13 protein-coding genes are annotated in these 12,307 nt (G+C 44.3%); 7 read left to right on the top strand and 6 right to left on the bottom strand.

Translation table 11 applies throughout. The features are described 5' to 3' along the window. Window positions 1-147: 147 nt before the first annotated feature. Complete coding sequence (locus LVJ86_RS09290; RefSeq protein WP_047761419.1) at window positions 148-1,098, bottom strand: CysB family HTH-type transcriptional regulator; 951 nt, start codon at window positions 1,096-1,098, stop codon at window positions 148-150. 462 nt (window positions 1,099-1,560) lie between these two features. Between LVJ86_RS09290 and LVJ86_RS09285 the strand changes: the two genes are divergently transcribed. From LVJ86_RS09285 to LVJ86_RS09255, 7 genes are all read left to right on the top strand, one after another. Further along, on the top strand, window positions 1,561-2,301 hold the full coding sequence (locus tag LVJ86_RS09285; protein ID WP_047761418.1) for an OmpA family protein: 741 nt from the start codon (window positions 1,561-1,563) through the stop codon (window positions 2,299-2,301). Between the two features lie 414 nt (window positions 2,302-2,715). Beyond that, entirely contained in the window at window positions 2,716-3,675 is a 960-nt protein-coding gene (gene thiL, locus LVJ86_RS09280; RefSeq protein ID WP_047761417.1) for a thiamine-phosphate kinase, read from the top strand. Then, the gene (locus LVJ86_RS09275; RefSeq protein ID WP_047761444.1) at window positions 3,668-4,156 is read left to right on the top strand and encodes a phosphatidylglycerophosphatase A family protein; all 489 of its coding nucleotides are present in this window, start codon (window positions 3,668-3,670) and stop codon (window positions 4,154-4,156) included. The genes thiL and LVJ86_RS09275 overlap by 8 nt, the downstream gene beginning before the upstream one ends. Before the next feature lie 17 nt (window positions 4,157-4,173). Continuing rightward, a complete protein-coding gene (apaG, locus tag LVJ86_RS09270) occupies window positions 4,174-4,551 on the top strand; it encodes a Co2+/Mg2+ efflux protein ApaG (protein ID WP_047761416.1) in 378 nt (125 codons plus the stop codon). Window positions 4,552-4,882: 331 nt separating this feature from the next. After that, entirely contained in the window at window positions 4,883-6,244 is a 1,362-nt protein-coding gene (locus LVJ86_RS09265) for an alanine/glycine:cation symporter family protein (RefSeq protein ID WP_047761415.1), read from the top strand. Between the two features lie 108 nt (window positions 6,245-6,352). Continuing rightward, complete coding sequence (gene bioD / locus LVJ86_RS09260) at window positions 6,353-7,015, top strand: dethiobiotin synthase (protein WP_047761414.1); 663 nt, start codon at window positions 6,353-6,355, stop codon at window positions 7,013-7,015. Window positions 7,016-7,247: 232 nt separating this feature from the next. After that, a complete protein-coding gene (locus tag LVJ86_RS09255) occupies window positions 7,248-8,732 on the top strand; it encodes an aldehyde dehydrogenase family protein (RefSeq protein WP_047761413.1) in 1,485 nt (494 codons plus the stop codon). A gap of 71 nt (window positions 8,733-8,803) precedes the next feature. Here the strand turns inward: LVJ86_RS09255 and LVJ86_RS09250 are convergent, their stop codons facing one another. The 5 genes from LVJ86_RS09250 to LVJ86_RS09230 all read right to left on the bottom strand — a co-directional run bounded on the left by LVJ86_RS09250 (window position 8,804) and on the right by LVJ86_RS09230 (window position 12,231). Further along, window positions 8,804-9,631 (bottom strand): CorC family transporter, encoded by an 828-nt coding sequence (locus tag LVJ86_RS09250; RefSeq protein WP_047761412.1) that lies wholly within the window; start codon window positions 9,629-9,631, stop codon window positions 8,804-8,806. A 2-nt stretch (window positions 9,632-9,633) separates the two neighbouring features. Continuing rightward, window positions 9,634-10,149, bottom strand: coding sequence for an rRNA maturation RNase YbeY (gene ybeY / locus LVJ86_RS09245; RefSeq protein ID WP_047761411.1), 516 nt, complete (start codon window positions 10,147-10,149; stop codon window positions 9,634-9,636). 45 nt (window positions 10,150-10,194) lie between these two features. Continuing rightward, a complete protein-coding gene (locus LVJ86_RS09240) occupies window positions 10,195-10,779 on the bottom strand; it encodes a DUF4126 domain-containing protein (protein WP_047761410.1) in 585 nt (194 codons plus the stop codon). Window positions 10,780-10,889: 110 nt separating this feature from the next. After that, window positions 10,890-11,252: a DUF1304 domain-containing protein gene (locus tag LVJ86_RS09235; protein ID WP_047761409.1), complete on the bottom strand. Its 363-nt coding sequence runs from the start codon at window positions 11,250-11,252 to the stop codon at window positions 10,890-10,892. A gap of 13 nt (window positions 11,253-11,265) precedes the next feature. Next, entirely contained in the window at window positions 11,266-12,231 is a 966-nt protein-coding gene (locus tag LVJ86_RS09230) for a PhoH family protein (protein WP_047761408.1), read from the bottom strand. Between the last annotated feature and the right edge of the window lie 76 nt (window positions 12,232-12,307).

The raw sequence follows: 12,307 nt of genomic DNA, 5'->3' as shown, positions 1-12,307 counted from the left end.
AGTAAAAATCCAAAAGCTTTCTGACAAAAATAAATATAGCTTAAATATCAAACAGGCCGTCTGAACTTTCAGACGGCCTGTTTGATATATTTGTAAGGTTTCGTATCCTAATATCATTAATTAATCAGTTTTGATGCTTGTTTGAAACTAAATGGAGAAGTCTTCTTCTATCGGAGCATAGAGAATTTGGTCAATTTTTTGGCGAGTTAGCGGGGAAGAAAATATATTAATAAAATCGTAAGTATAACCGCGCAAATATGTATCAGGACGCAGTGCTATGTAAGTTGAAGATGGTTCGAACAAATGATCTACGGGAATCATACGTAGAGTGTGGTCATGCTCGGGATCAAATGCTATTTTCGCCATTAAGCCGATACCGAGTCCCAAGTTAACATAAGTTTTTAAAACATCTGTGTCTGCGGAAGAAAGAGCAACCTTAGGCGGTTCAATATATGCTTTTTGGAAAGCACGGGCTATGCTGCTACCGTTATTAAAGGCAAATTCATAAGTAATTAGAGGATATGTCGAAAGGTCTTCGAGAGTTAAAGGGCGTTGTAGGTCAAGTAGGGCATGCTCTTTAGGTACAATCACTGCGTGGGTCCATTCTGAGCAAGGAAGTTTACGTAAATCGGTATGTTCCTCAAGGGATTCGGTTGCAATGGCAAAGTCCGCCTCTCCGCTCGCAACCATTTGCGATATTGAGTGAGGGTTACCTTGGCGGATACTGAGCTGTACTTTGGGATAGCGTTCGACAAATTTCGCTACGATCGGCGGCAGTACATAGCGTGCTTGCGTATGTGTAGTGGCTATTGTTAAAGAACCCGTATTTTGATCTGTAAATTCATTTCCGATATTTTTAATATTCTGTACATCATGCAATATTTTTTCTGCCAGCTCCAATACGGCTTTTCCCGGTTGGGAAACCGAAACTACCCGTTTCCCACTGCGGATAAATATTTGGATACCGAGTTCGTCCTCTAATAAGCGTATTTGTTTGGAAATACCTGGCTGTGAAGTAAAAAGAGCTTCGGCAGCTTCGGAAACATTCAAATTATGTTTATAAACTTCCAAAACATAGCGTAATTGTTGTAATTTCATGGCAATAAATAAATAGAGTGGTCGGCGGGAAATATGTAGGATTTGTACGACAAATACTAAGATAAATGTAACATATTTCTATCTGTAAGCGGGAGTATACTCTCTGTACTTTGAAGTGAATTGTTTTTAAAAGTTAAATTAAACTGCACTAAGTATAGATTCATACCAATATATTGTTTTGTTGTTGCTTTTGCGCAACTTGTCTATGAAAGGGGTAGTGTTTTGGTTGTAAATAAATGACACGGGTTTGATTTTTCGGCATGATTGATAGGTAGGAAGCAGGCCGTTTGTCGGTTGTTTTCAGTTAGCGCGCTATTGACAGTTTGCTTTGACCTTTTTATAGTGCAAACCTGATATATCCGATTTGCCGCCGTTTGTAATTGATACAGCGGCCTGTATTGGTGATTTGTAGCGGCAGCACCTAAGTTTCCGTTGCATAACAATTTTTGATGAGGGAATAAAATGACCAAACAGCTTAAATTAAGCGCCTTGTTCGTTGCTCTGGTTGCTTCAGGCACTGCAATGGCTAGCGAAGCGCATACTAAACACGGTTACACCGTTGACCGCGAGCAAACTATTGTACGCAACAGCTACGGTGAATGCTGGCAAAACACCTACTTGGACAAAGCAAGTCAAGGCCGTATTGAGTGTGGTGACGCTACCCCGGTTAATGTCGCCCCCGAGTATGCTGATGAGACTGTAGCTCTGTCTGCACAAACATTATTTGGTTTTGACCGCGATACTCTGCGTCCGGAAGCTACTGAAACCTTGAATGCATTGGCTCAACGCTTGAGCAATACTAACGTAGAAGCCGTACGTGTTGAAGGCCATACCGACTTCATGGGTTCTGATGCTTACAACCAAGCTCTGTCTGAGCGTCGTGCTAACGTTGTAGCCAACTACTTGGTTAACCGTGGTGTTGCTTCTACTAAAGTAACTGCTGTTGGTTTGGGTGAATCTCAAGCACGTATGACTGCTACTTGTGAAGCTGAAGTAGCTAAATTGGGTGCTAAAGTTTCTCGTGCTAAGAAACGTGCTGCTCTGATCGCTTGTATCGAGCCTGATCGCCGTGTAGACGTTAAGATCCGTACCTTGGTTACTCGCCAAGTAGCTCCGGGTCAAGTTGAAGGTGAGCGTCCCGCTACTGAAGAAGGTTGGATTCCCGGCCCAGCATCTTCAATTCACGGTTACACCCGTCCGTAATTGATAAAGGTTTTACCTGATTCAGAAAGCCCCGCGTTTAACGGGGCTTTTTTATTACCTAATTAACTACAATTGTAGTGAGGTGAATAAAATTGCTGGTTTTAATAAAAGCGGAGTAATTAATATTTCATTTTGAGTTCTTTGCTTAAAATTTATGCCATCATATAATCCTGTTGCACCCATATTATTTTTTAAGAAATTCGGCTTTTAAATAAGATATGACAGAAAATAATATTTTCCCCATTTAAATTTTGAGATGGATCCTTATGGAATATTTAGTATTATTGGTCAAAGGGTAAGAGGTATATTTTATAGTATATAAACTGGCAGTTAGTTAGCCACGAAAGGTATATGGCTATGGCGGATTTATTTTCTTGGCTATAATAAAACCTATTATTTAATCCGGCATAGTAGATGAAAGAGTTCGATTTTATCCGGCAGTATTTACTCAGGCGAGCAAATGACCCCGAGGTTTTATTGGGTATAGGTGATGATGCTGCTATTGTTCGTCCGCGACCAGGGTTTGATTTATGTTTTAGTAGCGATATGCTGTTGGCTGGCAGGCACTTTTTTGAAGATGTAGATCCAGCGGATTTAGCGTATAAAATTTTGGCCGTTAATATTTCTGATATGGCTGCGATGGGGGCTAAACCAAGGTGGGTGCTTTTAAGTGCGGCTTTGCCGGTTTTGGATGAGAATTGGCTAGGTGCTTTCTGTAACAGCCTATTTCACTTGGCAGAGGAATTTAATATCACATTGATTGGCGGTGATACAACCAAAGGTAGTTATGTCTTTAATGTTAGTATCATTGGAGAGTTGCCTCAAAATCAGGCTTTAAAACGTAGCGGTACAAAAGTAGGTGACGATATTTGGGTATCTGGGCATTTAGGCTTGGCTGCTGCAGCATTAAATCATCATTGGGAAAAAATAGTATTACCGCCTGAAGTATTTAAAGTTTGCGAACAAGTACGTTTGCGGCCGATACCTAGAGTGGCTTTAGGGCAATCTTTATTATCAGTAGCCAGTGCAGCACAAGATGTTTCAGACGGCTTGGCTCAAGATATTGGTCATATTTTGAAGGCCTCCGGTGTAGGGGCGCATATTTTTGCCGATGCAATTCCAACTTTTTCTTTGTTGAAAGATAGTGTGCCACCTGCTGTTTTATATGAATATATATTGGCTGGTGGAGATGATTATGAATTGGTGTTTTGTGCTCCGCAAAATAAAAGGGATGATGTCATGGCTGCCGCCCGTAAAAGCAACACACAAGTAACATGTATCGGTAAAATTACAGAAGGTTGTAATTTGCTGATAACTGATGCAAATGGGCAGGTAGTAGTTTTAGACTCTTTGGGATTTGATCATTTTGGATAAAATTAAACCTTCTTTCACATGGTTGAAATCTAGGCCAATTTGTTTGTTGGGCTTTGGTTTTGGTAGCGGTTTGGCTCCGGTTGCACCGGGTACGTTTGGTACATTACCTGCATTGCCAATGGCTTTCTTACTTCACCTTATAGGTGTTTCGGGTTGGGGGATGGCAATATTTTGCGCCATATTATTTGTTTGGGGAATTTATATATGCCGACAGACTGAAGCCGAGCTGGGGATACAGGATTATGGCGGTATTGTTTGGGATGAAATCGTCGGTATGATGCTGGTGCTGGCATTCATTCCTTTTTATTGGGGATGGTGGCTGGTAGCATTTATTTTGTTCAGAGTATTTGATGCGCTCAAGCCATGGCCGATTAAATGGTTTGATGCCCGCGTGCATGGCGGCTTCGGTATTATGTTGGATGATTTTATTGCTGCTTTATTTACTGTGTTGGTGTTGAATGTGGCGCAAATATGGTTTTAAAGCTGCGGGGTGAGTAAATGCGGGATAGTCATGCAATAAAAATTAATGTAACACCTGATTATATGGCTGATCATAGTAGTGTGATGAATGATAAATATGTTTTCAGCTATCATATTGTCATTCAAAATTTTGGGGAAGAGGTGGTTACCTTACGTAAGCGCTATTGGGAAATAACTGATGCGCACGGGGATGTTGAAAAGGTTTCTGGTGTCGGTGTTGTAGGAGAGCAGCCCATACTCTATCCAGGCGATACTTTTGAATATAGTAGTGGTGCCCATCTGAGAACACCTTGGGGAAGTATGCAGGGTTATTATGAGTTTGAAGATGATAAAGGTGATTATTTTTCTGTCCCCATTCCAAAATTTGATTTAAAAGCAGAATTTATTTTGCATTAAATCAGTTGATTAACTATTAAAAGCTGTCTGAAAAACCGGATAAAGGTTAGGGTTCAGGCGGCTTTTTTTAATTTATAGAATGGTTTGTTTGGGTGTGAAAAAATATGGTATTCCATATTTCGGGGTAGCAGAAATGGATAGGATATTAATATCCATATGAATAGATACTGGCTGCTTTGGGGTGGCTGTAAAAATCGTTTAGTAGTGAATGTTTTATCATAAGTTGTATCGTTTCCTTAACTTAAGCTTGTATTTCTTAACTTGGTATGGTGAAATGCTACCTTATTGAGGTGTTATTGTCGACAATTTATCAAGAAATATTGAGGAGCATATGGAAGCATTAAAAGAATTTTTTGATACTTTAGGAGGCTGGGTATGGGGACCTGCCATGCTGGTTTTGCTGGTAGGTACGGGCGTATTGCTGACCGTTATGCTGAAAGGTTTGCAATTCAGCATGCTCGGATATGCGTTGAAGCAAGCTTTTATGCCGCACAAAAAGAAAGCGGACGGCAGCGACCATGAAGGTGACGTTTCGCATTTTGGTGCATTGATGACTGCGCTTTCGGCGACTATCGGTACAGGTAATATCGCAGGTGTGGCTACGGCTGTTGTATTAGGAGGGCCGGGGGCAGTATTCTGGATGTGGATTACGGCTATTTTTGGTATGGCTACCAAATATGGCGAAGGTGTGCTGGCAGTTAAATACCGTACAGTTAACCGAAAAGGTGAAATGTCCGGTGGTCCGATGTATTACATAGAGCGTGGTTTGAATATGAAGTGGATGGCCATGCTGTTTGCTTTATTCGGTACGATTGCTTCATTTGGTATTGGTAGCTCGGTTCAATCGAACTCAGTCGCCCAATCTATCCAAAGCAGCTTTCACATTGAACCGTGGATCAGTGGCATCTTTCTGACGGCATTAACTGCTATCGTGATTTTGGGCGGTATTAAAAGTATTGCCAAAGTGGCTTCGGTAATTGTACCGTTTATGGCTATTTTCTATGTATTGGGCGGATTGCTGATTATCTTCCTGCATGCGGATATGCTGGTTCCGGCAATTGAAAAGATTTTAACCGAAGCATTTAATTTTAGCGCCGCCGCTGGCGGTATGGCCGGTGCGGCGATTCGTTACGGTGTGGCCCGCGGTGTATTCTCCAATGAAGCAGGTATGGGCTCGGCACCAATTGCTGCAGCAGCTGCTAAAACCGACCACCCTGTCCGCCAAGCTTTAGTATCAATGACGGGTACTTTTTTGGATACTATCATCGTATGTTCGATTACCGGTATCGTATTGGTTATGGGGCAAATGGGCAGCTTTAGCCCGGCTGATCAAACCGGTGCGGCTTTGACTACCCATACTTTTAACAATATGCTACCCGGTCCGGGTGGTTGGATTGTTACGATCGGCTTGATTTTCTTTGCATATTCTACCATTCTCGGCTGGTGTTACTATGGCGAGAAATGTGCGGCTTATGTTTTTGGAGACGGCTTCATCGGCATTTACCGGGTAATTTATGTAGCATCGGTTATGTTGGGAACAGTTGTCAGCCTTGATTTGGTATGGTCGGCAGCTGATACGTTCAATGGTTTGATGGCGATTCCCAATTTGGTTGCCTTACTCTTGCTCTCTAAAGTTATTGTAAATGAAACCAAGGATTTCAAAGCCAAGCGGGCAAGCGGGCAATTGCAGTAACAATATTTTATAAATTTCAGACGGCCTGAGTTATGTCTCAGGCCGTTTTGACATTGTGGCGACGATATACTAAAAATGAAGTATTAATTTTGAAAAGGCCGTCTGAACATGAACTCAGCTTATTTTGTTACCGGTACGGATACCGAGGTGGGTAAAACTTTTTGTACAGAAGCAATGTTGTATTTGGCTCGGAACAGTGGGTTAAAGGCTGTTGGTTATAAACCGATTGCTTCAGGTGTGGAAAAAAACGGATTGAATACGGATGTTTTGGCCTTGCAGCGGGCATCATATCCGTTGTTCGACTATAGCCGGCACAATATTTATACATTTGCCGAAGCAACTGCGCCACATTTGGCAGCGGCAGATAGTGGAGTGGAAATCGATATGCAGCGTATCAGCTCTGGACTATACAGCCTAAAAGAGCAGGTTGACATGGTGTTGGTAGAGGGCGCAGGCGGTTGGCATACGCCTTTAAGTATGCAGGCGGATTTTTCTGACTGGGTGGTTTGCGAGCAGTTGCCAGTGATCTTAGTGGTAGGTATGAAGCTCGGGTGCATCAATCATGCACTATTGACGGCAGAGTCTGTTTGCCGCTCAGGTTTACCATTGGTCGGGTGGGTGGGCAATTGCATTAATGAGCAGCCGCACCGGTTGGCAGACTATATAAAAACTTTACAAAGTAAAATTGCCGCACCTTTATTAGGTGTCGTACCTTACCGCATAGATGGCCGGGTACAAGACATAGCCTGCAATTTACAGCCTTGGTGGTAAATAATATTTCATAAATCAAATGTTTGTATGTAATTAAGCAACACTTGTAATGCTTGAAAAGCAAAGCGATTCGGTCTAGACTGAAATTACACCGTATATTTCAACGGTTGGATAGCCGCAGCGGTTTTGAACGTTGGTAAGCGGATTTTCCCTTGTTTTATCAAAGTGTCAAATATAGAAGTACTACCGGCCTTAAGCACGGGTTCATCAACAGAATGGAAGGAGTAGTATCGTGGCAAAAGATTTGAACGTATTCGACAAAGCATACGGTTTGCTGATTAACGGCGAGTGGACGAACGGCAGCAAAGGAGAGACGCTGACTTCGTATAACCCTGCCAATAATGAGCCTTTGGCAACTTTTATCGATGCCAGTAATGAAGATGTTGACGCGGCAGTGGCAGCTGCCCAAGAAGCTTTAAAGAGCTGGCGGCATACTACGGTTTACGAACGCAGTGCGATTTTGAACAAAATTGCTGATGTGATTGAAGAGCATGCGGAAGAATTTGCTTTACAGGAAACTTTGGATAACGGTAAGCCGATTCGTGAGACCCGTGCAGCGGATATTCCTTTGGCTGCCGAACATTTCCGCTATTTTGCAGGAGTCATCTTGGCCGAAGAAGGTAGTGTTAACGAAATCGGTAGCGAAGATATTTCCATTGTATTGCGTGAGCCTATCGGTGTTGTCGGCCAAATTATTCCGTGGAACTTCCCCTTCTTGATGGCGGCTTGGAAAATTGCCCCCGCATTGGCGGCCGGCTGTACCATTGTGATTCATCCTTCTTCGAGCACCTCACTGAGCTTGTTGTCTTTTGCCCAAAAAATTAATCACCTGTTGCCCAAAGGCGTATTGAACATCATCACCGGCAAAGGCTCTAAGTCGGGCGAATATATGCTGCATCACCCCGGATTTAATAAGCTGGCATTTACCGGTTCTACCGAAATCGGCCGGCATATCGGTATCGCCGCTGCTGAAATGCTGATTCCCGCAACTTTGGAGCTAGGCGGTAAGTCGGCGAATATTTTCTTTGACGATATGCCGTTTGACAAAGCTCTGGAAGGTGCCCAAAAAGGTATTTTGTTTAACCAAGGGCAAGTATGCTGTGCCGGTTCGCGTATTTTCGTACAGGAAGGCATTTACGATAAATTTGTTGCCGCTTTGGCAGAAGAATTTAAAAAAGTGAAAGTTGGCCTGCCTTGGGAAGATGATACCCAAATGGGGGCGCAAGTGAGTGTCGGCCAACTGGAAACGATTTTGAAATATGTGAAAATCGGCGAGCAAGAAGGCGCGCGTATCATTACCGGTGGTAAGAAAATCGAAGATGGTGCTTTAGGGCAAGGTGCGTTTGTCGAACCGACTTTGATTGCCGCCGACAGTAATGATAACCGTATTGCTCAAGAAGAAATTTTCGGACCGGTGGCAACCGTGATTAAATTCAAAACCGAAGAAGAAGTGATTGCCTTGGCCAACGACAGTGAATATGGTTTGGGCGGCGCAGTATGGTCGTTGAATATCAACCGTGCGTTGCGGGTGGCAAAAGCGGTTCAAACCGGCCGTATGTGGGTGAATTGCTATAACCGTTTGCCTGCGGGCGCACCGTTTGGCGGCTATAAAACTTCGGGTATCGGGCGTGAAAACCATAAAATGATGTTGGCTGCGTATACCCAAGTGAAAAATATTTATATCAGCATGCGTGAAGAGCGTGAAGGTATGTATTAAATATTCATTTGCTTGAAAATCAAATGCCGTCTGAAAAGTTTCAGACGGCATTTTTATAATAAAGGTAAACTTTATTTGATACGGGTAGCCATTAAGGTGTGAAGCCGGCGTTTGTCGGCTCGGGCCACTGTAAATTGCAAATTGCCGATTGCAACTTTCTCACCGCGCACGGGCAAGTGGCCGAGCTCTTGGATAACCAAGCCGCCTATGGTATCTACCTCTTCGTTACTGTATTGGGTGCCGAAGTATTCATTGATATCTTCGATTTCGGTAACGGCATTGATACGCCAGCGTTCGGCCGATACCGGGAAAATATTATCGGCGCTATCGTCTTCGTCAAACTCATCTTCGATATCACCGATAATTTGTTCGATCACATCTTCAAAGGTTACCAAACCTGAAGTACCGCCATATTCGTCTACTACGAGAGCCATGTGGTTGCGTTGTTCACGAAATTCTTTCAATAGCAAATTCAATGACTTACTTTCAGGCACAAATACGGCCGGGCGCAAAATAGCCTGTAAATTGAACTGCTCCGGGTTAAGGGTATATTTGAGCAGGTCTTTGGCATGTAGGATACCGAGGATTTCATCTTTATCTTCACCGATAACAGGGAAGCGGGAATGGGCGGTTTCTACAGCATAGGCAATGATTCGCTCGATACTGTCTTCCGCCTTAATTACGTCCATTTGGCTGCGCGTAATCATGGCGTCGCGCACTTCTAAGCCTGTAAAATCTAGGACTTTTTCCAACCTTAGGAGCGTATCGGTATCGAAAACCGATTGTGCGTGTGCCTGGCGAAGAATATCCAGTACTTCGGCTGAGGTTTCGGGTGCATCGCCTGAAAGGCGGCTAATCAAGCGTTCAAAAAAATTGGGCTTCGACGGGCTGTCGTCCATATTCAAATTCCATCTTGTGCGTAAGGGTTAGGGTATGCTAACTGATTCATGAGTCGGATTTCAAGCCCCTCCATGATTTCGGCTTCTTCATCTTCGATATGGTCGTATCCCATTAGATGCAGCGTGCCGTGTAGTGCAAGGTGGGCAAAATGTTGCTCAGGTGTTTTGTTTTGTTCGACGGCTTCTTTTAATACCACTTGCGGGCAGATAACTAAGTCGCCTTGGAGGCTGCTTTCGTGCTGTCCGAACAGTTGCTCGCCTTCGTTCAGCGCAAAGCTAAGGATATTGGTTGCATAGTCTTTCCCGCGATAGTCTCGGTTGTAGGCGCGCGCCTCTGCTTCATCAAGAAAAATCAGGCTGATTTCGGCTTGTCTGTACTCGTTTTTCAATGCTTGCCAGATCCAGCGGTAGAAGCTGCGTTCGCTTGGAATGTCGGTAATACTGGAATGGTTGGCAAAGTGTAGTTGCAGACGTTGCTGCTGTAAGGCTAAAAAAGGGTAACGTTTGGCTGCTTTCATGATTTTCAGACGGCTTATTTCTATTTTTTTATTTAACGGTGTGGGTTATACGTTAGGAAGAGCAGGTTGTTTGCCCCGTTGGTAATTGCGGTATTTTCGCCATGCCCAAAATACAATTATTAAGCTGAGTGCAACGGCTAGAAACGGCAAAAACAAGCTGAGTATAGTGAGAAATAGTGCGGTACCGGTTTCGGCTACCGACACGATAGGGTTGGCAATGCCGCCGGTGGTAACGGTGCTTGCCGCCCGCCCCGTCGCAGCCGTACCTTTAATTGCGGCTGCGGCCCCGCCTCCTGCAATAATGGCAAGAGTCCAAGTAACGGCAGGACTCAGATCGGCAGTAGTGGAAGCCATCACGGCCGTACCGGCCAGACCGGCGAGAGGAACGGCTAAAGTATCAAGTAGATTGTCGATAAAGGGAATGAGGTAGGCGGCTATTTCCGCAATGGTAGCTACGCCTAAAATAATCAGTGCTGGGGTGGAGGCTAACCATTGCCAGTTTTCATTAACCGGCCATAGGCCGAAATAGGCGGAAAGGCTTAGAGCAAATAGAGGGAGGAATACGCGAAAGCCGGAACTTGCGGCCAAACCTATGCCGAGGGCGATACTGATAATGGTAGTGAAAGTCATGACATTTTTCTATCGGAATAATATTCAAATCATACTGAAAGCCGGGAAAATTACATAATATATTTGCCTGATTTTTCAGCAGTATTGATTTAGATGTTGCACTATGGTTTTCATTGGAGTAGCCAAACCAAGATGGCCGAAAGGGCAGGCAAGCCTTGTACAAGCAGGATTTTTTTACTCGACGTTAATGCACCGAATATGGCGGCAATCAATACACAACCGAGAAAGAAGAGCTGTAGTGGCCGCGCCAGTTCGGGTGGAGCGAGCAGGCTCCATATAAGTCCAGCCGCCAAAAATCCGTTGTAGAGTCCTTGATTGGCGAATAGTGTACGGATTTCGCGCTGCTTTTGTTTTTCCAAGCTGATGCCGAAAGCACGCTCGGCACGGCGAGACGGCAGGCTCATCTCAAGCCACATGATCAGCAGATGTTCTACGGCAACGAGTAAAACTAATATCTGCAGCAAAACCCCCATATTTTATTCCTTTTCAGACGGCTTGTTCTGCTTCATCGGCAGCATCGTAAGCTTCGACAATTTTCTGTACCAACGGATGACGCACAACATCTTCACTGGTGAATGTATGGAAATATAATCCTTCAACATCACACAGTTTCTCTTTGGCATCTTTTAAGCCGGATTTGATATGCTTAGGCAAATCGATTTGGCTGAGGTCGCCTGTAATTACGGCTTTGGCACCGAAACCGATGCGGGTAAGAAACATTTTCATTTGCTCGGGCGTGGTGTTTTGCGCTTCGTCTAGAATCACATAAGCACCATTGAGAGTACGTCCGCGCATATAAGCTAACGGGGCGATTTCAATCAACCCTTTTTCCATCAGCTTGGTAACACGGTCAAATCCCATCAGATCGTAAAGGGCATCGTAAAGCGGCCGCAGATAGGGATCGACTTTTTGTGCCAAATCGCCGGGGAGGAATCCCAGTTTTTCTCCGGCCTCTACGGCAGGGCGCACCAAAACAATCCGTTCGACTTGGTGTTTTTCCATCGCATCCACGGCAGCGGCTACGGCCAGATAGGTTTTCCCCGTGCCTGCGGGGCCAAGGCCGAAAACAACATCATGATTCAGCAGAGCACGGATGTATCCGTTTTGGCGTGGCGTACGGCCTCCGATGCTGCCGCGTTTGGTACGGAAGTAATATTGATGGTCGTATTTTTTCGGTTCGAAATCGGAATCACGCGTTTTGGCTTCTACCGCAGCCAGACGGATATCATTTTCACTCAATTCGCCTTTTTCAGCGACATCAGCCAGAGCCAAAAGGGCTTCTCTTCCCGCATGAGCCAGTTCGCCCAGAAAGGTGAAATCACTGAAGCGTCGGCTGATTTGGATATTCAAAGCCTTGCCTAATGTTTGAAGATGGCTGTCGAGAGGGCCGCAGAGACGCTGTAAAACAGTATTGTCGATATCATCGAATTTCAAATGAACGGTATGGCTCATAGTAGAGGTTGAACTTTCCTATATTGATTGGGATAGATTACCACTTAGTGTGGCCGGGCATATTAAAAATCAATAG

The organism is Neisseria arctica (assembly GCF_022870905.1).
Lineage (GTDB): Bacteria > Pseudomonadota > Gammaproteobacteria > Burkholderiales > Neisseriaceae > Neisseria > Neisseria arctica.
This window is presented reverse-complemented; position numbering and strand designations above follow the sequence as displayed.

What these genes read in the sequence shown, in the direction of transcription:
- ybeY (WP_047761411.1), bottom strand. Translation starts at nt 10,149, where the DNA reads ATGAAAGCAGCCAAACGTTACCCTTTTTTAGCCTTACAGCAGCAACGT.
- LVJ86_RS09290 (WP_047761419.1), bottom strand. Translation starts at nt 1,098, where the DNA reads ATGAAATTACAACAATTACGCTATGTTTTGGAAGTTTATAAACATAAT.
- LVJ86_RS09230 (WP_047761408.1), bottom strand. Translation starts at nt 12,231, where the DNA reads ATGAGCCATACCGTTCATTTGAAATTCGATGATATCGACAATACTGTT.
- LVJ86_RS09240 (WP_047761410.1), bottom strand. Translation starts at nt 10,779, where the DNA reads ATGACTTTCACTACCATTATCAGTATCGCCCTCGGCATAGGTTTGGCC.
- LVJ86_RS09250 (WP_047761412.1), bottom strand. Translation starts at nt 9,631, where the DNA reads ATGGACGACAGCCCGTCGAAGCCCAATTTTTTTGAACGCTTGATTAGC.
- LVJ86_RS09285 (WP_047761418.1), top strand. Translation starts at nt 1,561, where the DNA reads ATGACCAAACAGCTTAAATTAAGCGCCTTGTTCGTTGCTCTGGTTGCT.
- LVJ86_RS09265 (WP_047761415.1), top strand. Translation starts at nt 4,883, where the DNA reads ATGGAAGCATTAAAAGAATTTTTTGATACTTTAGGAGGCTGGGTATGG.
- bioD (WP_047761414.1), top strand. Translation starts at nt 6,353, where the DNA reads ATGAACTCAGCTTATTTTGTTACCGGTACGGATACCGAGGTGGGTAAA.
- LVJ86_RS09235 (WP_047761409.1), bottom strand. Translation starts at nt 11,252, where the DNA reads ATGGGGGTTTTGCTGCAGATATTAGTTTTACTCGTTGCCGTAGAACAT.
- thiL (WP_047761417.1), top strand. Translation starts at nt 2,716, where the DNA reads ATGAAAGAGTTCGATTTTATCCGGCAGTATTTACTCAGGCGAGCAAAT.
- apaG (WP_047761416.1), top strand. Translation starts at nt 4,174, where the DNA reads ATGCGGGATAGTCATGCAATAAAAATTAATGTAACACCTGATTATATG.